The sequence below is a fragment of the Cryobacterium sp. AP23 genome (assembly GCF_054075385.1).
This window is the reverse complement of record NZ_CM133415.1, coordinates 552,842-573,923: the sequence shown is the minus strand read 5'-3', so window position 1 is coordinate 573,923 and position 21,082 is coordinate 552,842. Positions and strand designations below refer to the sequence as shown.

Sequence of the window (21,082 nt, the reverse complement as noted above, 5' to 3'; positions counted from 1 at the left end):
AGCCGGCTCCCCGGCCCCTCGGCTCCCGGCCCACCGGTCCGCGAGCCGGTGGGCCGGGCGGCAACCAGCACCGATAGGATCGCGTACGTGTCGCCCACCCCAGAACACCAGCATCCCGTCACTGTCGAGGAACGCCTTTTCAGCCTGGTCCTTGCGCTCATCGCGACGCAGATCGGCTTGACCAAGAGCGAAATCCTCTCCACGGTGCAGGGTTACCGCCAGCGTTTCCAGGTCGGCGGTGACAACGCCAGCCTCGAGCGCCAGTTCGAACGCGACAAGGACGACATCCGCGAGCTCGGCATCCCGCTGGAAACGATCGAGTCGCCCGACGACCCCGGCAGCAATCATCACCTGCGCTACCGCATTCCCAAGGGACTGTACGACCTGCCCGCGGATATCACTTTCTCCGCCGACGAGATCATGCTGCTCAAGCTCGCCGCCACGGTCTGGCGCGAGGGTTCCCTCTCCGCGGAGTCCCGGCGGGCGCTCACCAAGCTGAACTCCCTCGGAATCGACTCGACCGACCCGATCGTGGGATACGCCCCGTTCCTCCGTGCCCGCGAGGCCTCGTTCGAGCCGCTCAGTAAGGCCATGGACCGCGGCCAGGTCGTGGCGTTCCTCTACCTGAAGCCCGGCGAGAGCGCACCGCGCCGCCGGGTGGTGTCCCCGCTGGCGGTCGTGCTGCACGAGGGCCGCTGGCACCTGTACGGCACCGACCAGGATGCCGACGCCACCCGCACCTTCCTGCTGTCCCGGATCGTCGGTCCCGTTGTCGCCCTTCCCGGCGCCGGCGGGCGGCGCGCCGACGACGGCCAGGGCGAACAGGCCCTGGCCGAGCTGGATGCCCTGTGGCAGGCGCAGACCGCGACGATCACCGTGGAGCCCGGCTCGGATGCCGCGGTACGGCTCGGCAAACGCGGCGTCCCCGGCGCCGGGAGCGACAGCGTCGAGCTGCACTACACCGACCTCAACATCCTCGCCGACGAGCTCGCCGGGTACGGCCCCGAGGTCCTCGTACACTCCCCGGCCGCCCTGCGCACGGCCGTCCTGACCCGCCTGCGGTTTGTGCGCGACAGCCACGCCGCCCTCCCAGAGGCCGACCGATGACCGCAAAGCCCGCCGCGTTCGGCGCCTCCGACAAGCTCACCTTCCTGCTCTCCCTGGTTCCGTACCTGATGGACCACGACAGGGTGAGCGTCACCGCGGTGGCCGACCACTTCGGGGTCACACCGGAGCGGGTCAGGGACGCGGTGAACCTGATCGCGATGTCCGGTGTGCCGGGGGAGACCCGGCAGTACCTGCACGGCGACCTGTTCGACATCCAGTGGGACGAGTTCGAGACCAACGACACCATCGTGCTCACCCACCTGGTCGCAATCGACGATTCCCCCCGGTTTTCCGCCCGGGAGGCGGCGGCGCTGATCGCCGGCCTGCAGTACCTGTCAGCGCTGCCCGAAAACGGCGACAAGGACGCGATCGCGTCCCTGATGGCCAAGCTCACCCGCAGCTCAACGGGCTCGCCCAGCCAGCTTGCAGTGTCCCGCACCGATGCCGACGTGGCGATCTCCGTCATCCAGGCCGCGGTGCGCGCGGGCACGCAGGTCGAGTTCGATTACCTGAGCGCCCGCGGCAGTGCCGAGCATCGCCGGGTGGACCCGTTGCGCATCGAGTCCGTCGACAACGACTGGTACCTGCGCGGCTGGTGCCACCTGCGCGAGGCCATGCGCACCTTCCGGCTCGACCGGATGAGCGACCTGCGCTCCACGGATGTGGCCGCCGATTCGCATGACGAGGGTGTGCTGCTGCCGGACGGGTTGTTCGTGGGTTCGGCGGACGACCTGACGGTGACGATCGAGGTTCCCGCGTCCGCGCTCGGCCTCCTGGCGGATTACGGCCCCGTTCCCACCACGCCCGCGGCAGACGGGTCGCTGACCCGGGCGCTCGTGCGGGTCTCGCACTTCCACGGTCTCAAACGCCTCGTCGCCGGCCTGGCCGGGGTCGTCACCGTTGTCGACCCCGGTGAGGCCAGGCAGACCGTCGCCGACTGGGCAGCGGCCGGGGCGGCCCGCTACGACGCCGAGTCCGATGCGGATGCCGGACCCGACGCTCCGGGACCGGACCAGCCGTGATGCCGGTCTGGTCCTGGATCCTGATCTGGACCCTGTTGGGCGCCGGCCTGATCGGTATGCTGGCCTGGTTCGCGGTGCACCTGTTCCGGAAGCTGATGGGCACGCTGGGCGCGCTGGAGGATCTCGGTGACCAGCTCGCAGAGCTGGACCTGGATCGCGAGCTGCCGCGCCCGGTCTTCCGGCCCGCGGTTTTCCAGAACCGGCGGGCCCTGGCCGCCGCAATCGACCAGGCGCGGATCGAGCGCGCGTACCGGCGGGCGCATCGGCGGGATCTCGCAATCAGCCGGGGTAAACTACTCCAACACACTCCCTACAAGCCAGAGGATCGACCCCCATGTTGAGCAATCTGACCGGATGGCATTTCCTGATCATCCTCGTCGTCATCCTGCTGTTGTTCGGTGCACCCAAGCTGCCCGGCCTGGCCCGCAGCCTCGGCCAGTCGATGAAGATCTTCAAGAACGAGATCAAGTCCGACACCGTCGACGAGAAGGTCGACCCGGCCGACCCCACCAGCACCACGGCACGCCCGGAGTCCGCTGACGGCACGACACGGCCCGTCGGCCCGGGCGACCAGACGAAGTCCTAATCACCGTGGCCGTACGCACCTCCAAGCGTGCGAACCGGGCCGGCACCATGTCGCTCGGCCAGCATCTGGTCGAGCTCCGGAAGCGCCTGTTCCGCGCCGCCGCCGGCATCGTCATCGGTGGCATCATCGGCTGGATGCTCTCCGAGGGAGTCTGGGATGCGCTGCGCCAACCCATCTACGCCATCATCGAGGCGCAGAACCGGAACGCGCAGATCAACTACCCCGACATCACCAGCGCCTTCGACCTCCGGCTGAAGATCGCGTTCTACGTCGGCATCGTCGTGTCCAGCCCAGTGTGGCTGTACCAGCTCTTCGCGTTCCTCATGCCCGGCCTCACCCGCAGTGAGAAGAAGTACGTCTACGGCTTCGTGCTCACGGCGGTTCCGCTGTTCCTCGCCGGCTGCGCCGCCGGCTGGTATGTGCTGCCGCAGATCGTGGGACTCATGACGAGCTTCGCGCCCCCGGAGGACGCGGCATTCATCAATGCCCAGAACTACCTCGATTTCACCCTCAAGCTGATGGTCGCGATCGGGATCGCCTTCGTGCTGCCGGTCCTCGTGGTCCTGCTCAACTTCGCCGGGGTGATCAGCGCCCAGTCGATCATCAAGTCCTGGCGTGTCGCCGTGCTGGTGATCATCCTCTTCACCGCCATCGCCACCCCGGCCGCCGACGTGGTCTCCATGTTCATGCTCGCCGTGCCGATGGTGGTGCTCTACTTCGCGGCCTACGGCGTCGCCTACCTGCACGACAGGCGTGCCGCCCGGCGCGCCCTCGCCCTCGAACGGGAGTTGGCGCTTTAGCGCACCAGATGACAGACCTTCAGTCGCCGGCCGACCGGTACACGGCAGCACGCCTGCGGGCCCAGACCCCCAAACTCGAAACCTTCCGCCGCGGCCTGCGCTTCGACCTGGACGCGTTCCAGCTCGCTGCCGGCGCGTCGCTCGAGGCCGGCAACAGCGTCCTCGTCGCAGCGCCCACCGGCGCCGGCAAGACCGTCGTGGCCGAGTTCGCGATCTTCCTGGCCATGCAGCAGCCCAGCGCGAAGGTGTTCTACACCGCGCCGATGAAAGCGCTGAGCAACCAGAAGTTCCAGGAACTCGTCGCCGAGTATGGCGCCGACCAGGTGGGCCTGCTCACCGGCGACACCAACGTCAACGCCGGCGCGCGGATCGTGGTGATGACCACCGAGGTGCTCCGCAACATGCTCTATGCGGATTCCGACCTGTTGCAGAACCTCGCGTTCGTGATCATGGACGAGGTGCATTACCTGGCCGACCGGTTCCGCGGCGCGGTCTGGGAAGAGGTCATCATCCACCTGCCGCAGTCGGTGCGGATGGTCTCCTTGAGCGCGACGGTGTCCAACGCCGAGGAATTCGGTGACTGGCTGCAGGCCGTGCGCGGCGACACCGACGTCATCGTCTCCGAGGAACGCCCGGTGCCGCTCGACCAGCACGTCCTGGTCAAGAGCAAGATGCTCGACCTGTTCGACTCCTCCGGCCTGGCGGCGACGCACCGGGTGAATCCCGAGCTGGTGCGCCTGGCGCAGTCCGGCGGCCGCCCGGTGCTGGACCGCTCCGGCGGCGGTCGCCGTGGCTCGAACCAGAACCGCTACCACCAGCAACGCGCCCAGGCGGAGTCCGGGCGGATGGACCGCGCCGAGATCGTGCGGATGCTCGAGGGCAAGCACCTGCTGCCGGCGATCTTCTTCATCTTCAGCCGGGTCGGCTGCGATCAGGCCGTGCGCCAGGTGCTCAGAGCCGGCGTGCGCCTCACCGACACGGCCGAGCGCGACGAGATCCGCCAGATCGTCGACGAACGCTGCCGCACCCTGCTCGACGAGGATCTCGCCGTTCTCGGCTACTGGGAATGGCTGGACGGGCTGGAACGCGGTGTCGCCGCCCATCACGCCGGCCTGCTGCCCGCGTTCAAGGAAGTCGTCGAAGAGCTCTTCCAAAAGAAGTTGGTCAAAGCTGTTTTCGCCACGGAAACCCTGGCGCTGGGCATCAACATGCCGGCGCGCACAGTGGTGCTGGACAAGCTGGAGAAGTTCAACGGTGAGGCGCGAGTGCCGATCACGCCGGGGGAGTACACCCAGCTCACCGGACGCGCCGGCCGGCGCGGAATCGATGTGGAAGGGCACGCCGTCATCCAGTGGCAGCAGGGCCTGGATCCTCAGGCCGTCGCCTCGCTGGCGTCCCGGCGTACCTATCCGCTCAACTCCAGCTTCAAACCGACCTACAACATGGCCGTGAACCTGATCGACCAGTTCGGCCGGGAACGCACCAGGGAGGTGCTGGAGTCCTCGTTCGCGCAGTTCCAGGCCGACCGTGCGGTGGTCGACCTGGCCCGTCGGGTGCGGCAGCAGCAGAGCTCCCTCGACGGCTACGCCACCTCGATGGCCTGCCACCTCGGCGACTTCACCGAGTACTCCGGCATCCGCCGCCGGCTCTCCGACCTTGAGCGCGAGAACGCCGCCGCGGACTCGAACGCGCGGGGCCGGGACCGCCGGCAGAAGGAACTCGCCGCCCTGCGGAAGCGCATGCGCGCGCACCCCTGCCACAGCTGCCCCGAGCGGGAAGCGCACGCCCGCTGGGCGGCGCGCTGGTGGAAACTGACCCGGGAAACCGAGGCGCTGACCAGCCAGATCACCGCCAGGACCGGTGCGGTAGCCCGGGTGTTCGACCGGGTCACCGACGTGCTGCTCGGATTCGGCTACCTCGTCCCCGGCGAGGGCCGGGCGGTCACACTGAGCGAGAGCGGTCGCATCCTGCGCCGGATCTACGCCGACCGCGACCTGCTCGTGGCCGAATCGCTGCGGCGCGGCCTATGGAACTCGCTCGACGCCCCCAGCCTGGCCGCGATGGCCTGCGCCCTGGTGTTCGAACCCCGCCGCGACGAGGGCCTCACCGACGACCGGTTCCTGCCGAAGGGGCCGTTCCGGCCTGCGATGGATGCGACCCAGACCCTGTGGAGCCAGCTGGACGACCTCGAACGCGACCACAAGCTGCCGGGCAGCAACCCCCTGGCCGGCGGACTCAGCCTGGCGATGTGGAAGTGGGCCAGGGGCGATTCGCTCGGCCTCGTTCTCGAGGAAGCCGAAATGGCCGCGGGTGACTTCGTCCGCTGGACCAAGCAGACCATCGACTTGCTGGACCAGCTGTCCCTGGTGGCCGACGGCCCCGTCGGCCGCACGGCCCGGGTCGCGATGGACTCCATCCGCCGCGGCATCGTGGCATATTCCTCGGTCGCATAGGCTGTCGAAGTGAAAACAGCCAGACCGCACAGCACCGGCCTGCCCCTGTGGGCGGCGGTCCTGCTTGCCGCCGGCGCCGGCGCCATCCTGGACGGCGGGTTCCCCGACCGGTCGTGGTGGATCCTCGCCCCTGTCGGTGTCACCCTCATGCTGCTCGCCCTGCTCGGCCGCGGTCCCTGGACCGGGCTCCTGGTGGGTGCGGTCGCCGGGCTGTCCTTCTGGCTCATCCACATCAGCTGGCTCACCCTGTACCTGGGGCCGGTCCCGTGGCTGGCCCTGGCCGGACTGGAGGCCATCTTCTTCGCCGTCGGGCTGGCGCTCACCGCGGTGGTCCTCAACACGGGCCCCCGCGTCTGGCCCACCGTCGCGGGCCGGCTGGGTATGGTTCCGGTCGTCGTCGCCGGGCTGTGGACGGCGCGGGAAGCGATCTCAGCGGTCTGGCCGTACGGCGGGTTCTCCTGGGGCCGGGTGGCGATCTCCCAGTCCGAGAGCCCGTTCAGCGGGCTCGTCGCCTGGGTGGGGATGTCCGGACTGAGCTTCCTGATCGTCTGGCTGAGCGCCCTCGGACTGCAGTTGTGCCGCGAGCAACAGCTGCGCGTCGGCATCCGCTCCGCCGTCGCGATCGCCGCGGTTGCGCTCCTGCTGGCCTTTCCGGCCTGGCCGACGGTGCAGAGCGGCACCTCCCGCATCGCCGCCGTGCAGGGCGCCTCTGACGCCGGCCTGTTCGCGCAGAACGCGCCAGGCCAGATCCTCTCCGACCACGTCTCCGCGACCCTGCCGTTGGTGGGGGAGCCGGTGGACTTCGTGGTCTGGCCCGAGAACGGCATCGACGTGGACCCGCTGCGCTCCGCCGAATCCGCCCGCGTCGCCGACTACATCAGCGAGGCCATGGATGCTCCGCTGATCGCCGGGACCATCACGGAGCGCGACGGTAAGTACTACAACACCTCCCTGCTGTGGAAGGCGGGGCAGGGCGCCGTCGATCTGTACGACAAGGTGCACCCGGTCCCTTTCGCCGAATACATGCCTGACCGGGCCTTCTGGCGTCCGTTCGCTCCGGAGCTGATCGACCTGGTGTCCCGGGACTATGAGATCGGCACCAGGGACAACGTCTTCGACATCAATGGGATCATCGCCGGCATCGCCATCTGCTTCGACATCGCCGACGATCAGTTGGTGCACGAGATGATCGACGACAAGGCCGAGATCATCCTGGCGCAGACGAACAATGCCGATTTCGGGCGCACCGACGAATCGGTGCAACAGCTGGCCATCGCCCGGTTGCGCGCCATCGAGGCCGGCCGCACCGTGGTCAACATCTCCACCGTCGGCACGAGCGCGATCATCACTCCCGACGGAAAGACCCTGGACTCCCTGCCCACCTGGGAGGCCGGCGCCATGGTGCAGACCGTTCCGTTGAGCACCACGGACACCCCGGCCATGGCGGCCGGCCGGCCGGTGGAGTGGTTCGTGTCCGGCCTGGGCCTGGCCGGGCTGCTCTTCTGCCTGCTGGCCGGACGCGCGGTCCGCGCGAGCGGCGTCCGGTTCCCGGTCGCGCAGACCGCCCCCGACCGGGCGAAGATACGCAAACGGCGCCGGGGTTAGCCGGCGCCGTTCAACGAAGGGGTGGGCGGGATGCGAGGCATCCCGCCGGTCGGCTATGCGCCGACTTTCTGGCCTCGACGCTGCCGCAGGACCGTCAGGCGTTCCTCCAGCAGTTCTTCGAGCTCGGCCCGGGTGCGACGCTCCAGGAGCATGTCCCAGTGCGTGCGGGCGATCTTCTCGTCGGAGTGGTCGACGACCACGGGCTTCGAATCGACCAGCCGGGTTGCGGTCTGGGAGCAGAAACGGCACTCCCATTCGTCGGGTGCTTCTGCCTCGGCGGAGAAAATCATCACCGTCTCGCGCTCGCACGTTGCACACAAGTACGTGTGACTCACGCGTGGGGAAAAGGTCACGCCCTCTTCGCTCTGCAGGCTCTGTGAACCCAACCTCATGCCACGCAAACTACGATCTGCCATCGTGTGGTCTCCTCTCGCGATGCATTCCTAGTTGTAAACCATCAAGCTGGACGTTATCTTTCCGTAATCGCCGATCTGGTGGGGTTCTCTCAGGAATGCGCCCCGTCAGGCGGGTGCGTCGGCATCGTCGGACGGGCCGGCGCGGAGGTTCGTGGCCAGTCGCGCGGCCAGGTCACAGCGGTCGGTGACGAGCCCGTCGACGCCGAGGGCCAGCAACCGCCGCATCTGCGCCGGGTCGTTCACCGTCCAGACGTGCACCTCGATGCCGAGGGCGTGCATGTGCCGGATCACCCGGGGGGTCACGATCTGCAGGGGACCGGCACGTTCAGGCACCTGGATGGCGCTGACCCCGGCCAGCAACCGGGGGAGCGCCCAGCCTTGGCGGAGTGCCACCGCGAGCAGCAACATCGCCACGCCCGGGGCGGAGGCCGAGCTGACCGTGCCGGGTGCCGCCCGCACCGCGCGCCTCCTCCTGGTCTCCGAGAAGGAGGTCAGCAGCACCCGCTTCCCGGCCCGGGCGGCCCGGATGGCTCGGGCGGCGGGCAGGACCGCGTCGGCGGACTTCACGTCGACGTTGAACAGTGCCGACGGGAACGCGTCCAGGGCCTCGGCCAGGGAACAGTAGGTCTGGCCGTGGCCCAGGTCGATGCGGGCGAGCTGCGCCATGGTGAGCTGGTTCAGGGCCGGCCCCTTGTCGGGCAGGGTCGGGTCGTGGCTGAGCACCGCCACTCCGTCGCTGGTGGCGTGCACATCCGTTTCCAGGTGGGTCGCCCCGGCCGACAGCGCGGCGAGGAACGCGAGCAGGGTGTTCTCCGGTGCCTCGAGGCTGAGGCCCCGGTGGGCGAGGATCCGTGGCCCCGCCGGGGCCAGGTAGGTGGCGGCCACGTCAGCGTTCATTCCCCGGCACCGGTGTGTCCGCAGCCGGCTGCACGGTGCCAGTGTCGGAGGGCTGGCCGGCGTCGGACGCGGGACCGCCCGGAACGGCGTTCGGTCCGAAGGCGCGCCCGATTCCCTTGAGGGCTTCGGTCAGTTCACTGGGCACGATCCACAGCTTATTGGCGCTGCCGTCGGCCAGCCTGGGCAGCGTCTGCAGGTACTGGTAGGCGAGCAGTTTGGGATCGGGGTCACCCGCGTGGATCGCGCGGAACACCGTGGTGATGGCTTCCGCCTCGCCCTGCGCCCGCAACACCGCGGCCTTGGCCTGGCCCTCCGCCTGCAGGATGGCCGCCTGGCGCGCGCCCTCGGCGGTGAGGATCGCGGACTGCTTGGTGCCCTCGGCCGTGAGGATCAGGGCCCGCCGGTCGCGTTCGGCCCGCATCTGCTTCTCCATCGAGTCCTGGATGGAGTGCGGCGGGTCGATGGCCTTCAGCTCTACCCGGCCCACCCGGATGCCCCACTTGCCGGTCGCCTCGTCCAGCACGATCCGCAACTGCCCGTTGATGTTGTCCCGGCTGGTCAGGGCCTCCTCCAGGTTGAGGCCGCCGACTACGTTGCGCAGGGTGGTCGTGGTGAGCTGCTCGACCGCGCCCAGGTAGTTGGCGATCTCGTAGGTGGCCGCGCGGGCATCCGTCACCTGGAAGTAGACCACGGTGTCGATCGACACCACCAGGTTGTCCTCGGTGATCACGGGCTGCGGGGGAAAGGACACCACCTGCTCGCGCATGTCGATCAGCGGGCGCACCCGGTCGATGAACGGCACCAGGATGTTCAGGCCCGGCATCAGCGTCTTGTGATACTTGCCGAGGCGCTCGACGACCCCGGCGCTGGCCTGGGGGATGATGCGGATGGTGCGGATGAGCACCACCACAACGAACACCAGGACGACGATGACGAGCAGCAGAACGAAGAGCTGGAGGATGAGCTGGTCGGGACTGGGCACGGGTCAGGTCCTTTCTGCGGGGACGACGAACGCGGTGGAGCCTTCGATGGCCAGCACCCGCACCCGGTCGCCCGGGTCGATGTGCGAGGCTTCCCAGCCGGGGGAGAGGTGCGCGGTCCAGGTCTCACCGTTGTCGAGCTTCACCAGGCCGCCGAGTTCGCCGACGGTGGAGGAGACCCGGCCGCCCATGCCGATCAGGGCGGCCACGTTGCTCGGCGGGACCACGCCGCTGCTCCGGGCCATCGCGCGCAGCAGCACCGGCCGGATCAGCAGGAGCAGAAGCACCGACACGGCGGCGGCGACAAGGATCTGCACCCACCAGTCCCAGTCGAGCAGGTTCGCACCGAGACCCGCCACACCGCCGAGGGCCAGCATCAGGAAGGTGAAGTCGAGGGTGAGCAGCTCGATGATGACGCAGACCAGGATGAACACCAGCCATGCAATCCACAGGTAATCGGTCAGATCCACCATCTCGTTGCCCCTCGAGGGTCGGTTGTGTAGTGAAGGTAGCACCGGGAGGCGCGAGCCATGTTGGTAGTCTTTATGACCGTGAGCACACCTTCGATGAATCCCCTCCAGCCCGGCAGCCTTTCGGGAAAGCGCATCCTCGTCACGGGTTCGTCCCGGGGGATCGGAGCCGACACCGTCGCCTACTTCGCCGAGGCCGGCGCCAAGGTCGTCATCAATTACCGCAACAAGGAAGCACGGGCCAACAAGCTCGCCGCCGCCATCCGTGACGCCGGTGGCACGGCCATCACGGTGGCCGCCGACCTCACCGACGCCCAGTCGGTGTCGGCGATGTTCGAGACGATCCGCGCCGAGTACGGCGGACTCGACATCCTGGTGATGAATGCCTCCGGCGGCATGGAGAGCGGCATGGCCGAGGACTACGCCATGCAGCTGAACCGGGACGCCCAGGTGAACTTGCTCAACGCCGCCGTGCCGCTGCTCAGCGACGGGTCCCGGGTGGTCTTCATCACCAGCCACCAGGCGCACTTCGTCGACAGCGCGCAGAACGTTGCCGTGTACGAGCCCGTCGCCCGTAGCAAGCGCGCCGGCGAGGACGCCCTCCGCGCGGTCATCCCCGAACTGGCGGAGGCCGGCATCGGCTTTGTCGTCGTGTCCGGCGACATGATCCAGGGCACCATCACGGCCGTGCTCCTCGAGCGCGCCAATCCCGGCGCCATCAGCGCCCGCCAGGACTCGGCGGGGAAGCTCTACAACGTCAGCGAGTTCGCCGCGGAGATCGTGCTCGCCGCGGTCGAGCCGGTTCCGGAGAATAACACCCGGTACGTCGGCGACACGTCCGACTTCACCAGCTGAGCCCATCCAGGCACGGACCAGTTTCAGCACTGACCAGGCTCAGGCACTGACGAAGTTCAGGCACAGACGCGGTTCAGGCACTGACGCCGCGCCCGAAGGTGAAGGCGCGCACCAACTGCACGAGCCCGGAGATGATCAGCATGATCCCTCCGATCGTGACGAGGACCCCGATGGTTTCCACCGGTGCGAAGAGCACGATGACGCCGGCGACGACACCGACGACGCCGAGCAGGATGCCCGGCCACCGGCTGGAGTCCGTGCTGTATTCAACCAACGCGGCGACGCCATCGACGATCCACACGATGCCGACCAACAGCCCGAGCACGGTCAGGGATCCCTCCGGATTGCGCAGGGCCAGTATCCCCAGGACGAGCACCAGCACACCGAAGACGATGTTGAGCACCCTGGCGCCGGTGGACACCCCGGTGCTTGCCACCCCGCGAACGATCCGGACGACACCGCTGAACAGGAAATAGAGCCCGAAGAGCACGGCGATGACGGCGAGGGTCGCCTCGGTCCAGACCAGCAGGATCGTGCCGATCCCGATGGCCACCAGGGCGCTGACCGCGAACGCCACCCGGAGTCCCGTGATTTCGCGGGACGACAGGTTTCGGGGGTCCAGGGCGAGCCCGATGACCGCGCCATGCGTGACGGTGTTGTGCGACATGCTGCTCCTTCGGGATGTGCCGGCGGGGGAGACGCCGATCGAACTGGCGACACCCTATTCCCAACCCAGTTCCCCGGCTACGGCGACCTCCGGCCGCGCTCGGACGGCCCTGAATTAGTTCTACCGCGAAACTAACTAGTGACGCGTGCTGCGGATCAGATCATCCGAGAATTTGCTCGCCAGAACCTCTCGCCGCCGAGCCCGAGTGCCTCACCGCGGACACGTGTCGCCGCGGGACGGTCACGCCATCCACCATGTGCTGACCGCACTGAGCATCAGCCGAGTTGTGGAGCAGAGATTCCGTGAGCAGTGCGCCCGGATTCCCCTCTTGGACTCCTGCCTCGATATGACCGATAATGCACATTATGTCAACAAGCTGATTCACCGGCACTCCCCGGCGGCTTTTCATAAGCCGCGAATGCGCCCGGCCGCCTCAAGTCTGCGACAACAAGGGCCACGTCGTCGACAGGCGTGACGAAACGCACCGCGAGCCGCCGCTCCATATCAACCGTCAATGTGGCCTGCAATCCCTCGAACTCGCGATGAGTCAGGTTGACCGTGACGACGTTGCCCTCTTCCTCCGCCGAAACCATTCGCCATTCGTCCCCCTGACGATCCCAGATCAACAGGGCGAGGGGGAATGCGATCCGCAGCTCAAAAGGGATGCGGTCTGACCCTTCCTCGACGCTCACGATGCGGGAGCCCCTACGCTCCCTGACCGTTCCGAGATGGTCGCGGGACATGACCCTGGGTTTCGACCTGTACTTGTATTCCCACTTACCGGTCAGGGCGTCCGCGGTGAAGGGGATCTCGTGGGTTTCTCCGCGTGACGTGTACACGATCACGCCGGAAAGGGGTGAGCGGGGAACGTCGTCGAGCAGAGCCCCAATCGCCTTGATCAGAGCGTCACGCATCTGTCCTCCGGGTTCGCTTTCGTGAACCATACCGAAGGACTGCGGGGGAAGCACGCCCTCAACCAGGAGTTGAAGGTTTCAGTCCTTCTCCTGCGGGTGATTGCGGATCACCATGCCGTACTCATTGACCGGCTCGAACGCGTCCCGATCCCAGGCACCTGGGTGCGGCACCGGACAGTTGAGGACGGTGTCATGGGCGGAATGCTCGATGGTGTGCTCGGTCATCGGTCGGCCGCAGACCGGGCACTCGGACAGTCCCGTGGTTTCGGCGGCGTCGTAGGTACCGACCGGCGGCGACTCGAATGCCGGCCGGATCCGGTCCTCCACCCAGTCGAACAATTGGCGTGGGCCCAGGCGGTGCACCTTGGCCGAGGGTTTCTCATTCTGGACCATGCGGCCAGCGTACGCCCGTCGACCGCCGGAATTCTAGAGCGGCCGTAGCCGGGTCATTCCTCCCCGAAACCCGTTTCGATCAGGTCGGCCAGGGCGTCGATGGCCGGGCGGGAACGTTCATCCGGCCCGGAAATCTCCACGCTCATCCCCCGGGTCAGCCCGAGCGACATGATCCCGAGCAGGCTGTGCGCGTCTTTGCCGTTCACGGTGACCTCGGCATCGAAGGTGCTCGCCAGTTTGACGAAGTCGGCGGCCGGTCTGGCGTGCAGACCGTCCCGGTTCCGCAGCGTCACGGTACGCGAGACCACACCGGCCGTTCCCGGTTCCGCCGCCGCAACGCTCGCGGCGGCCGGCGCCCACTCGGAGCCGGCGGACTCGGCGGCCGCCAGCACCGCAGCCAGGTCTCCCCCGACCTCCGCCGCGACAGCGGCCGCCACTCCGCCCTCGACGAGCGGTGCATCGGCGATGCGCACACGGGCCCTGGCCTCGTCGTCCAGGAACTCCACCGCGGTCTCCGCCGTGAGGATCGCCGAACCGAGGTCGCAGAGCACGACGACGCCGCGACCGGCGTCGGCCTCGGCGATGGCGGTCGAGATCTTGTCGAAACTCGTACCGATACCGTCGTCATCCATTCCGCCCGCAGCGACCAGCGTGGTCGCCGGAGCCATCTGCCGGGCCAACGCCACCAGCCCGGCGGCGATCAGCGCGCTATGCGAGACGAACACCAGGCCGACCCGGTCCTGGTCCCGGCCTGCGGCGCCGCCGCCGGTCTCGGACTCGGCCACGGTCAGGACTGGGCGGCCGCGTCGGCGGCGCAGCGCAGGATGAGTGCGGTCGATGTGGCGCCGGGGTCACGGTGCCCGATGGCGCGCTCCCCCAGGTAGCTGGCGCGCCCCTTACGGGCGACCAGGGGCTCCGTCGCGACCGCTCCGGCCTCCGCGGCATCGGCGGCGGCGGCGAGGATCAGGTCGGGACTGGCTCCGGCGGCCTCGGCCTCAATGGCCGCATCCACCGCCGGGGTCCAGGCGTCGATCATGGTCTTGTCGCCGGACTCGGCCTTGCCACGCAGCACGATGCCGTCGCGCCCAGCCGTCAGGAGCGCCACCAGGGCGGCTCCGTCCAGCTCGGTCGCGCCGGTGACGGCGCCGCCTGCCTTGAGGTAGGCAGTGCCGTAGAGCGGTCCGGCGGCGCCGCCGACGGTGGAGATGAGCGTGGCGGCAAGGGTCTTCAGCAATTCAGCCGGGGTTGCCGCGTCGGTCAGGGCGTCGAGCTTGGGCAGGATCGCCTGGAAGCCCCTGTCCATGTTCTCGCCGTGATCGCCATCGCCGATCTCCCGGTCCAGGGTGTTCAACTCGGCGCGATGATCCGACAGGACCTTCGCGCTGCTCCTGATCCAGGCTTCTGCCCATGCGACGTCTACGCTCATCCGGTCTTCCCTACTTTCCCCACCGCAATGCGGCCGTGTGCACCGGAGCGTCCCACAGGGCGGTCAACTCGTCATCGAGTGTGAGAACCGTGATCGACATGCCCTGCATCTCCAGTGATGTTGTGAAATTGCCGACGAGAGTGCGTGTCACCTCGATGCCGCGTTCGGCGAGAACTTCGGCGGCCCGTCGAAATACAATGTACAGCTCCACCTGGGGGGTCCCGCCCATTCCGTTGACGAAGAGCAGCACCTTGTCGCCACGGTTGACGGGAAGGTCGTCGAGAATCGGGCCGAGGATCCGGTCGACGATGGCGTCAGCGGGTTCCAGCTTGATGCGCTCGCGCCCCGGTTCTCCGTGGATGCCGATGCCGATTTCGATCTCGTCGTCCGCCAGGGTGAAGCTCGGCTCCCCCGCGTGCGGCACGACGCAGGGTGTGAGGGCCACACCCATCGAGCGCACCCGCCCAATCACCTTCTCGGCGACGGTGGCCACCGCGGACAGGTCATCCCCGCGTTCAGCGGCAGCGCCCGCGATCTTCTCCACCAGCACGGTGCCGGCCACTCCCCTGCGCCCGGCCGTGTAGAGCGAATCTTTCACCGCCACGTCGTCGTTGACGATCACCGTGCGCACCTCGATCTCGTCGGCCTCGGCGAGGTCGGCTGCCGTTTCGAAGTTCAGCACGTCTCCGGTGTAGTTCTTCACGATGTGCAGCACACCGGCTCCGCTGTCGACGGCCTTGGTGGCCGCGAGAATCGGGTCGGGAGTCGGCGACGTGAAGACCGCTCCGGGAACCGCCGCATCCAGCATGCCGAAACCCACGAAGCCGCCATGCAGCGGCTCGTGCCCGCTGCCTCCGCCGCTGACGATGCCGACCTTGCCCGCAACCGGCGCATCGGAGCGCACGATGAAAACGGGATCAAGGGACACTCGCACGATGTCACCGTGCGCCGCGCCGAATCCGGCGACGGCTTCGTCGACAACGTTCTTCGGGTCGTTGACAAGCTTTTTCATGACCATTCCTTCGTTCGGCGAAATCGAACGGCACGAGCACACTCGTGCCGGGCACCCACAACAGGCTCACGCACAACCTACGCGCTGCCACCGCTCTCGGTAAGAGGCAGGTTATCCCCGTAATCGGGTCCGTTTCGCATCCGTCCCTGCCGCGCTATGGTGACTGCACATTCGCGCAGCGCGAAGGGATTGCTCCGGTTCTGCCGGCATCTCGCTCCCTACAAGAAAGGTCATCGTGGACAATATCGGTCTTGTGTTTTTGTCGGAGGTGCTGGGCACAGGGATGCTTGTCCTCCTCGGTTGTGGCGTGGTGGCCAACGTTGCCTTGACGAAGAACAAGGGCTTCGGCGGCGGCTTCCTCATGGTCACCTTCGGTTGGGCCTTTGCCGTCTTCTCCGGCGTGCTCGTCGCCTACAACTCGGGTGCGCACCTCAACCCGGCCGTCACCCTCGGCCTCGTCGCCTCCGGTGCCGAAACCTTCGGCGGTGCTGCGGACGTTCCGGTGAACTTCTTGTCGGTGCTCGTCTATCTGGCCGGGGAGTTCCTCGGCGCGTTCCTCGGCGCCGTCGTGGTCTGGTTGGCGTACAAGCAGCACTACGACGAGGAACCGGAGCCGGCCAACAAGCTCGGCACGTTCTCCACCGGACCCGCCATCCGTTCCTACGGCTGGAACCTGGTCACCGAGGTCATCGGCACCTTCGTGCTGGTCTTCGTCATCCTCACCTTCAGCCATCAGAACAATACCGCCGGTGGCCTCGGCGCCCTGGGCGCCCTGCCCGTGGCCCTGCTCGTTCTGGTGATCGGCGTCTCGCTCGGTGGCCCGACCGGGTACGCCATCAACCCAGCTCGTGACCTCGGCCCTCGAATCGCGCACTTCGTGCTGCCGATCAAGGGAAAGGGCTCCTCGGACTGGGCGTACTCCTGGGTTCCGGTCGTCGGCCCCGTCGTCGGCGGGCTGCTCGCCGGGTGGGCCTCGCTCATCTGGCTCCCCACAATCGGCTAACCCTGCAGGCCGGTCCGGCAACGGACCGGCCTGCCTCGCTGCCCACGGCGCCTGCGAATCGGGGCGCTGTAATGCCCGCGCGGAATTCGCCGCACGGTTTTATAGTTTGTCCAAGCCATCATGCAACGTACAAGGAGGTACACCATGGCAAAGTATGTTCTCGCCATCGACCAGGGCACCACGAGTTCGCGCGCCATCATCTTCGACCACGCCGGGTCGATCGTCTCCACCGGCCAGCTCGAGCACGAGCAGATCTTCCCCCGCGCCGGCTGGGTCGAACACGACCCGATGGAAATCTGGGACAACACCCGTGAGGTGATCGGCCAGGCGCTCTCCAAGGCCAACCTCACCCGGCACGACATCGCCGCCGTCGGCATCACCAACCAGCGCGAGACCGCCGTGGTCTGGGACCGCACGACCGGCAAGCCCGTCTACAACGCCATCGTCTGGCAGGACACCCGCACCCAGCCCATCGTGGACCGGCTGGCCGCCGACGGCGGGGTAGAGCGATTCAAGCCCAAGGTCGGCCTGCCGCTGGCGACCTACTTCTCCGGCACCAAGATCGTCTGGATCCTGGAAAACGTCGAGGGCGCCAGGGAGAAGGCAGAGGCCGGTGACCTGATGTTCGGCACCACCGACACCTGGGTGCTGTGGAACCTCACCGGCGGCCTCGACGGCGGCGTTCACGCCACCGACGTCACCAACGCCAGCCGCACCCTGTTCATGGACCTCGAGACCCTGCAGTGGGACGACGACATCCTCGCCGCCTTCAACGTGCCCAAGTCGATGCTGCCCGAGATCAAATCCTCGAGCGAGGTATACGGCACGGTGAGCACGCAGAGCCTCCTGCGTGAGGTCCCGGTTGCGGGCATCCTCGGCGACCAGCAGGCCGCCACGTTCGGCCAGGCCGCGTTCGACCAGGGCGAAGCCAAGAACACCTACGGCACCGGTAACTTCCTGATCTTCAACACCGGCACCGAGATCATCCACTCCAAGAACGGCCTGCTCACCACGCTGGGCTACAAGCTCGGCGACGCCGAACCGCACTACGCCCTCGAGGGCTCGATCGCCGTCACCGGCGCCCTGGTGCAGTGGCTGCGCGACAACCTCGGCATGATCACCACCTCCGAGGAGATCGAGACACTGGCAGCCACTGTCGACGACAACGGCGGGGCCTACTTCGTGCCGGCGTTCAGCGGCCTGTTCGCCCCGTACTGGCGCTCGGATGCCCGCGGTGCGCTCGTTGGGCTCACCCGGTTCGTGAACAAGGGCCACATCGCCCGGGCGGCACTGGAGGCCACGGCCTTCCAGACCCGCGAGGTGCTCGACGCGGTCAACGCCGACTCCGGTGTGCCACTGACCGAGCTCAAGGTCGACGGCGGCATGATCAAGAACAACCTGCTCATGCAGTTCCAGGCCGACATCATCGGCGTGCCCGTGGTTCGCCCGGTCGTGGCCGAGACCACCGCGCTCGGCGCCGCCTATGCAGCCGGGCTCGCGGTGGGCTTCTGGAGCACGCTGGACGAGCTGCGGTCCAACTGGCAGGAGGACAGCCGCTGGACGCCCCAGCTCGGCGAGGAGGAAAGCGCACGCCAGCTGCGGAACTGGAAGAAGGCCGTCACGAAGACCTTCGGCTGGGTCGACGAGGACGTGCTCTAGCAACCATCCGTCGCAGTCATAACTCCTGCAGAATGCGCACCAGTCCGGCCGCCGGCCCCGGAATCACGGGGTGGGCGGCCGGCCATCGGCGATTCTGCAGGAGTTGTGCTCGACCGCGCGGGATGCCGGTCAGGCGTGGCTGGCCTCTACCCACTGGGCGAGCTTGGCGGCCGCCGCGCCGGAGTCGATGGCGTCCGCCGCAACGAGCAGCTTGGCCCGGAACCGGTCCAGGATGCTCACCTGGGACTGGGCGGGATCGTGCGCCAGGTCGTAGGCCACCAGGCCGGCAGCCGCGTTCAGCAGCACGATGTCCCGCACCGGACCGGTCTCCCCCGCCAGGACCGCGTGCACCACGCCAGCGTTGTGCTCGGGCGAACCGCCGACCAGCTGGCTGATCGTGGCGCGCGGGATGCCCAAATCCCGGGGATCGATGTCGTGCTCGGTCACCAGGCCCCTGGAGACCTCCCAGACGTGGCTGTGGCCCGTCGTCGTGAGTTCGTCCAGTCCGTCGTCACCCCGGAACACGAGAGCCGACGCGCCCCTGGTCTGGAACACGCCGACGAAGAGCGGAACCCGGTCGAGGTTGGCGACGCCCACCGCCGACGCCTCCGGCCGGGCTGGGTTCACCAGCGGGCCGAGGAAGTTGAACACGGTCGGGATGCCGAGCTCGGCCCGGACAGCCGCGGCGTGCCGGAAGCCGGGGTGGAACGCGGCGGCGAAGGCGAAGGTGATGCCGGTGGAATCCAGCACCGAGGCGACGATCTCCGCGGACAGCGTGAGGTCGATGCCGAGCGCGGCGAGCACGTCGGAGGAGCCGGATGCGCTGCTGGCCGCCTTGTTGCCGTGCTTGATGACCGGGACCCCCGCGGCGGCGCAGACGATGGACGCCATGGTCGACACGTTGACCGTCCCGAACCGGTCGCCGCCGGTCCCAACGATGTCCAGCCCCATGGAATTGACGTTGAGAGGTACCGCGTGGTCCAGGATCGCATCACGGAAACCGACGATCTCATCCACCGTCTCCCCCTTGGCTCGGAGCGCCACCAGGAACCCGGCAATCTGGGCCTGCGTGGCCTCCCCCAGCACGATGCGTTCCATGCACCAGGCGGCGTCGGCGACGCTCAGGTCTTCCCCGCGCAGCAGGGCATCGAGAATATTTGGCCAGGACTGGGATTCGAGCATGACCCAATCGTAATCAACTCGGCTCACAGCCCCGCAATTCCGCCCCCATCAGCCACTAGTTAGGGTCACCTAACCTGCAAATCAGGACGTATGGCACTTCAGGTTGAGAAAAACCTGTGCAGTAATCGGCCATAATGGAATAGTGACGACGACCTCAATTACTCCTCGGGCGACCCTCCCCGTAGTGAACAGGCCCAACAGCGTGGCGGTTGGCACCATTGTCTGGCTGGGCAGCGAGGTCATGTTCTTCGCCGGCCTGTTTGCCATCTATTTCACCCTGCGCTCCACCTCTCCTGAGCTGTGGCAGTTCGAGACCGAGAAGCACAACTTCACCTTTGCACTGGTGAACACGCTGATCCTGGTCTCCTCTTCCATCACCTGCCAGTTCGGCGTCTTCGCCGCCGAACGCCTGCAGGCCAGGTCGACGGGCTGGAAGCCCAGCCAGTGGGGCATGGTCGAGTGGTTCTTCCTCACCTACGCCCTTGGCGCCATCTTCGTCTCCGGCCAGGTCCTCGAGTACGCCACTCTGGTGTCCGAGGGTGTGACGCTCGCGTCGAACGCCTACGGTTCGGCCTTCTATCTCACCACCGGTTTCCACGGCATCCACGTGACCGGCGGACTCATCGCCTTCCTCCTCGTGATCGGCCGTGGTTTCGCGGTCAAGAACTTCGGACACAAGGAAGCCACCAGCGCCATCGTGGTTTCGTACTACTGGCACTTCGTCGACGTCGTCTGGATCGGGCTCTTCCTGGTCATCTACGTTCTTAAATAACAAGCAGGAGCGGACACACTCAGTATGCCCAGGACTAAGAAACCTACCAACGGCACGTCACGTCGTTCCGGCCGGCGCAGCCCTCTCGCGAGCGTTGCCCTCATCGCCATCGGCCTGCTCTTCACCGGCGGCGCCTACGCGGTATTCAGCACCACCACAGCAAGCGCGGCCACAGACACCGCGTCCCAGCAGACCGTGGCCGAGGGCGAGAAGCTCTTCGCCGCAAACTGCGCGACCTGCCACGGCCTCAGTGCCGACGGGACCACTGCCGGTCCCAGCCTGATCGGCGTCGGAGAGGCTTCCGTCGACTTCCAGGTCGGCACCGGCCGTATGCCCATGCAGATGAACGGTCCGCAGGCCGAGGTCAAGCCGGTCCAGTTCACCGAGGAACAGACCGCAGCCCTCGCCGCCTATGTGGGCTCGCTCGCCCCCGGCCCCGCCATTCCGGAGGCCGAGTACCTGGATGCCCAAGGTGACGCCGCTGCCGGTGCCGAACTGTTCCGCATCAACTGCGCGATGTGCCACAACGTCGCCGGTGCCGGCGGCGCCCTCACCGAGGGCAAGTACGCGCCCTCCCTCGACGGCGTCAGCTCGCAGCACATCTTCGAGGCCATGCTCACCGGCCCGCAGAACATGCCGGTGTTCAACGACATGAACATCTCGCCCGAAGACAAGCGCGACATCATCACGTACCTCAAGTACGTGGAGAACAACCCGTCACCGGGTGGATTCGCCCTGGGTTCCCTCGGACCGGTGTCCGAAGGCCTCTTCCTGTGGATCTTCGGTCTGGGCGCCATCGTCGCCCTCACCGTCTGGATCACGGCGAAATCGAATTGATCGGCACCCGGATGACACAGCGACTA

Annotated in this window: 23 protein-coding genes; 12 read left to right on the top strand and 11 right to left on the bottom strand. The window is 67.4% G+C overall.

All coding sequences use genetic code 11. The annotated features are described in order from the left end of the window. The first annotated feature begins 87 nt into the window (after positions 1 to 87). Genes ACU5E9_RS02710 through lnt form a run of 7 tightly spaced genes read left to right on the top strand, consistent with a single transcriptional unit; the run spans position 88 to position 7,573 of the window. Entirely contained in the window at positions 88 to 1,107 is a 1,020-nt protein-coding gene (locus tag ACU5E9_RS02710; RefSeq protein ID WP_456812110.1) for a helix-turn-helix transcriptional regulator, read from the top strand. Then, positions 1,104 to 2,129 carry a helix-turn-helix transcriptional regulator gene (locus ACU5E9_RS02705; protein WP_456812109.1) on the top strand — a complete coding sequence of 342 codons (1,026 nt, stop codon included), beginning with the start codon at positions 1,104 to 1,106 and terminating at the stop codon, positions 2,127 to 2,129. Before ACU5E9_RS02710 ends, ACU5E9_RS02705 begins: the two co-directional genes overlap by 4 nt. After that, positions 2,129 to 2,470 (top strand): hypothetical protein, encoded by a 342-nt coding sequence (locus tag ACU5E9_RS02700; protein ID WP_456812108.1) that lies wholly within the window; start codon positions 2,129 to 2,131, stop codon positions 2,468 to 2,470. The genes ACU5E9_RS02705 and ACU5E9_RS02700 overlap by 1 nt, the downstream gene beginning before the upstream one ends. Next, a complete protein-coding gene (gene tatA / locus ACU5E9_RS02695) occupies positions 2,464 to 2,715 on the top strand; it encodes a twin-arginine translocase TatA/TatE family subunit (RefSeq protein WP_456812107.1) in 252 nt (83 codons plus the stop codon). The genes ACU5E9_RS02700 and tatA overlap by 7 nt, the downstream gene beginning before the upstream one ends. Positions 2,716 to 2,762: 47 nt before the next feature. Continuing rightward, on the top strand, positions 2,763 to 3,515 hold the full coding sequence (gene tatC, locus ACU5E9_RS02690; RefSeq protein WP_456813485.1) for a twin-arginine translocase subunit TatC: 753 nt from the start codon (positions 2,763 to 2,765) through the stop codon (positions 3,513 to 3,515). Between the two features lie 8 nt (positions 3,516 to 3,523). Beyond that, positions 3,524 to 5,968 (top strand): DEAD/DEAH box helicase, encoded by a 2,445-nt coding sequence (locus ACU5E9_RS02685; RefSeq protein WP_456812106.1) that lies wholly within the window; start codon positions 3,524 to 3,526, stop codon positions 5,966 to 5,968. A gap of 9 nt (positions 5,969 to 5,977) precedes the next feature. Then, complete coding sequence (gene lnt / locus ACU5E9_RS02680) at positions 5,978 to 7,573, top strand: apolipoprotein N-acyltransferase (protein ID WP_456812105.1); 1,596 nt, start codon at positions 5,978 to 5,980, stop codon at positions 7,571 to 7,573. A 53-nt stretch (positions 7,574 to 7,626) separates the two neighbouring features. On the opposite strand, the gene ACU5E9_RS02675 is transcribed toward lnt, so the two are convergent. The 4 genes from ACU5E9_RS02675 to ACU5E9_RS02660 all read right to left on the bottom strand — a co-directional run bounded on the left by ACU5E9_RS02675 (position 7,627) and on the right by ACU5E9_RS02660 (position 10,339). After that, positions 7,627 to 7,989 (bottom strand): RNA polymerase-binding protein RbpA, encoded by a 363-nt coding sequence (locus ACU5E9_RS02675; protein ID WP_130177507.1) that lies wholly within the window; start codon positions 7,987 to 7,989, stop codon positions 7,627 to 7,629. Positions 7,990 to 8,094: 105 nt separating this feature from the next. Then, positions 8,095 to 8,886: a glycerophosphodiester phosphodiesterase family protein gene (locus ACU5E9_RS02670; RefSeq protein WP_456812104.1), complete on the bottom strand. Its 792-nt coding sequence runs from the start codon at positions 8,884 to 8,886 to the stop codon at positions 8,095 to 8,097. After that, on the bottom strand, positions 8,876 to 9,868 hold the full coding sequence (locus tag ACU5E9_RS02665; protein ID WP_456812103.1) for an SPFH domain-containing protein: 993 nt from the start codon (positions 9,866 to 9,868) through the stop codon (positions 8,876 to 8,878). Before ACU5E9_RS02665 ends, ACU5E9_RS02670 begins: the two co-directional genes overlap by 11 nt. Positions 9,869 to 9,871: 3 nt before the next feature. Beyond that, the gene (locus tag ACU5E9_RS02660) at positions 9,872 to 10,339 is read right to left on the bottom strand and encodes an NfeD family protein (RefSeq protein ID WP_456812102.1); all 468 of its coding nucleotides are present in this window, start codon (positions 10,337 to 10,339) and stop codon (positions 9,872 to 9,874) included. Positions 10,340 to 10,432: 93 nt separating this feature from the next. Here ACU5E9_RS02660 and ACU5E9_RS02655 point away from each other — a divergent pair, with 93 nt between their 5' ends. Next, positions 10,433 to 11,191, top strand: coding sequence for an SDR family oxidoreductase (locus tag ACU5E9_RS02655; protein ID WP_456812101.1), 759 nt, complete (start codon positions 10,433 to 10,435; stop codon positions 11,189 to 11,191). A 73-nt stretch (positions 11,192 to 11,264) separates the two neighbouring features. Here the strand turns inward: ACU5E9_RS02655 and ACU5E9_RS02650 are convergent, their stop codons facing one another. The 6 genes from ACU5E9_RS02650 to dhaK all read right to left on the bottom strand — a co-directional run bounded on the left by ACU5E9_RS02650 (position 11,265) and on the right by dhaK (position 15,603). Then, complete coding sequence (locus ACU5E9_RS02650) at positions 11,265 to 11,858, bottom strand: HdeD family acid-resistance protein (protein ID WP_456812100.1); 594 nt, start codon at positions 11,856 to 11,858, stop codon at positions 11,265 to 11,267. A gap of 368 nt (positions 11,859 to 12,226) precedes the next feature. Further along, entirely contained in the window at positions 12,227 to 12,772 is a 546-nt protein-coding gene (locus ACU5E9_RS02645; RefSeq protein WP_456812099.1) for a hypothetical protein, read from the bottom strand. A gap of 78 nt (positions 12,773 to 12,850) precedes the next feature. Next, positions 12,851 to 13,165, bottom strand: coding sequence for a hypothetical protein (locus tag ACU5E9_RS02640; RefSeq protein ID WP_456812098.1), 315 nt, complete (start codon positions 13,163 to 13,165; stop codon positions 12,851 to 12,853). Positions 13,166 to 13,218: 53 nt separating this feature from the next. Next, entirely contained in the window at positions 13,219 to 13,950 is a 732-nt protein-coding gene (dhaM, locus tag ACU5E9_RS02635; protein WP_456812097.1) for a dihydroxyacetone kinase phosphoryl donor subunit DhaM, read from the bottom strand. Between the two features lie 2 nt (positions 13,951 to 13,952). Then, complete coding sequence (gene dhaL / locus ACU5E9_RS02630) at positions 13,953 to 14,591, bottom strand: dihydroxyacetone kinase subunit DhaL (RefSeq protein ID WP_456812096.1); 639 nt, start codon at positions 14,589 to 14,591, stop codon at positions 13,953 to 13,955. A 10-nt stretch (positions 14,592 to 14,601) separates the two neighbouring features. Beyond that, the gene (dhaK, locus tag ACU5E9_RS02625) at positions 14,602 to 15,603 is read right to left on the bottom strand and encodes a dihydroxyacetone kinase subunit DhaK (RefSeq protein ID WP_456812095.1); all 1,002 of its coding nucleotides are present in this window, start codon (positions 15,601 to 15,603) and stop codon (positions 14,602 to 14,604) included. A 283-nt stretch (positions 15,604 to 15,886) separates the two neighbouring features. On the opposite strand from dhaK, the gene ACU5E9_RS02620 reads away from it, so the two are divergent. Both ACU5E9_RS02620 and glpK read left to right on the top strand, forming a co-directional pair. Next, positions 15,887 to 16,606 carry an MIP/aquaporin family protein gene (locus ACU5E9_RS02620; RefSeq protein WP_456812094.1) on the top strand — a complete coding sequence of 240 codons (720 nt, stop codon included), beginning with the start codon at positions 15,887 to 15,889 and terminating at the stop codon, positions 16,604 to 16,606. Positions 16,607 to 16,750: 144 nt separating this feature from the next. After that, the gene (gene glpK, locus ACU5E9_RS02615; protein WP_456812093.1) at positions 16,751 to 18,265 is read left to right on the top strand and encodes a glycerol kinase GlpK; all 1,515 of its coding nucleotides are present in this window, start codon (positions 16,751 to 16,753) and stop codon (positions 18,263 to 18,265) included. A gap of 129 nt (positions 18,266 to 18,394) precedes the next feature. Here glpK and trpD read toward each other — a convergent pair whose 3' ends face one another. Beyond that, positions 18,395 to 19,447, bottom strand: coding sequence for an anthranilate phosphoribosyltransferase (trpD, locus tag ACU5E9_RS02610; RefSeq protein WP_456812092.1), 1,053 nt, complete (start codon positions 19,445 to 19,447; stop codon positions 18,395 to 18,397). 142 nt (positions 19,448 to 19,589) lie between these two features. Here trpD and ctaE point away from each other — a divergent pair, with 142 nt between their 5' ends. After that, positions 19,590 to 20,219: an aa3-type cytochrome oxidase subunit III gene (gene ctaE / locus ACU5E9_RS02605; RefSeq protein ID WP_456812091.1), complete on the top strand. Its 630-nt coding sequence runs from the start codon at positions 19,590 to 19,592 to the stop codon at positions 20,217 to 20,219. Positions 20,220 to 20,243: 24 nt separating this feature from the next. Next, positions 20,244 to 21,056 carry a cytochrome bc1 complex diheme cytochrome c subunit gene (qcrC, locus tag ACU5E9_RS02600; protein WP_456812090.1) on the top strand — a complete coding sequence of 271 codons (813 nt, stop codon included), beginning with the start codon at positions 20,244 to 20,246 and terminating at the stop codon, positions 21,054 to 21,056. Positions 21,057 to 21,082: the final 26 nt, after the last annotated feature.

Bases quoted from the DNA above. Each gene is read 5' to 3' on its own strand.
- tatA (WP_456812107.1), top strand. From the start codon at position 2,464: ATGTTGAGCAATCTGACCGGATGGCATTTCCTGATCATCCTCGTCGTC.
- ACU5E9_RS02655 (WP_456812101.1), top strand. From the start codon at position 10,433: ATGAATCCCCTCCAGCCCGGCAGCCTTTCGGGAAAGCGCATCCTCGTC.
- ACU5E9_RS02620 (WP_456812094.1), top strand. From the start codon at position 15,887: ATGCTTGTCCTCCTCGGTTGTGGCGTGGTGGCCAACGTTGCCTTGACG.
- qcrC (WP_456812090.1), top strand. From the start codon at position 20,244: ATGCCCAGGACTAAGAAACCTACCAACGGCACGTCACGTCGTTCCGGC.
- ACU5E9_RS02640 (WP_456812098.1), bottom strand. From the start codon at position 13,165: ATGGTCCAGAATGAGAAACCCTCGGCCAAGGTGCACCGCCTGGGCCCA.
- ACU5E9_RS02685 (WP_456812106.1), top strand. From the start codon at position 3,524: ATGACAGACCTTCAGTCGCCGGCCGACCGGTACACGGCAGCACGCCTG.
- tatC (WP_456813485.1), top strand. From the start codon at position 2,763: ATGTCGCTCGGCCAGCATCTGGTCGAGCTCCGGAAGCGCCTGTTCCGC.
- ACU5E9_RS02645 (WP_456812099.1), bottom strand. From the start codon at position 12,772: ATGCGTGACGCTCTGATCAAGGCGATTGGGGCTCTGCTCGACGACGTT.
- ACU5E9_RS02660 (WP_456812102.1), bottom strand. From the start codon at position 10,339: ATGGTGGATCTGACCGATTACCTGTGGATTGCATGGCTGGTGTTCATC.
- glpK (WP_456812093.1), top strand. From the start codon at position 16,751: ATGGCAAAGTATGTTCTCGCCATCGACCAGGGCACCACGAGTTCGCGC.
- dhaK (WP_456812095.1), bottom strand. From the start codon at position 15,603: ATGAAAAAGCTTGTCAACGACCCGAAGAACGTTGTCGACGAAGCCGTC.
- dhaL (WP_456812096.1), bottom strand. From the start codon at position 14,591: ATGAGCGTAGACGTCGCATGGGCAGAAGCCTGGATCAGGAGCAGCGCG.
- ACU5E9_RS02705 (WP_456812109.1), top strand. From the start codon at position 1,104: ATGACCGCAAAGCCCGCCGCGTTCGGCGCCTCCGACAAGCTCACCTTC.
- ACU5E9_RS02700 (WP_456812108.1), top strand. From the start codon at position 2,129: ATGCCGGTCTGGTCCTGGATCCTGATCTGGACCCTGTTGGGCGCCGGC.
- trpD (WP_456812092.1), bottom strand. From the start codon at position 19,447: ATGCTCGAATCCCAGTCCTGGCCAAATATTCTCGATGCCCTGCTGCGC.
- ACU5E9_RS02675 (WP_130177507.1), bottom strand. From the start codon at position 7,989: ATGGCAGATCGTAGTTTGCGTGGCATGAGGTTGGGTTCACAGAGCCTG.
- ACU5E9_RS02670 (WP_456812104.1), bottom strand. From the start codon at position 8,886: ATGAACGCTGACGTGGCCGCCACCTACCTGGCCCCGGCGGGGCCACGG.
- ACU5E9_RS02650 (WP_456812100.1), bottom strand. From the start codon at position 11,858: ATGTCGCACAACACCGTCACGCATGGCGCGGTCATCGGGCTCGCCCTG.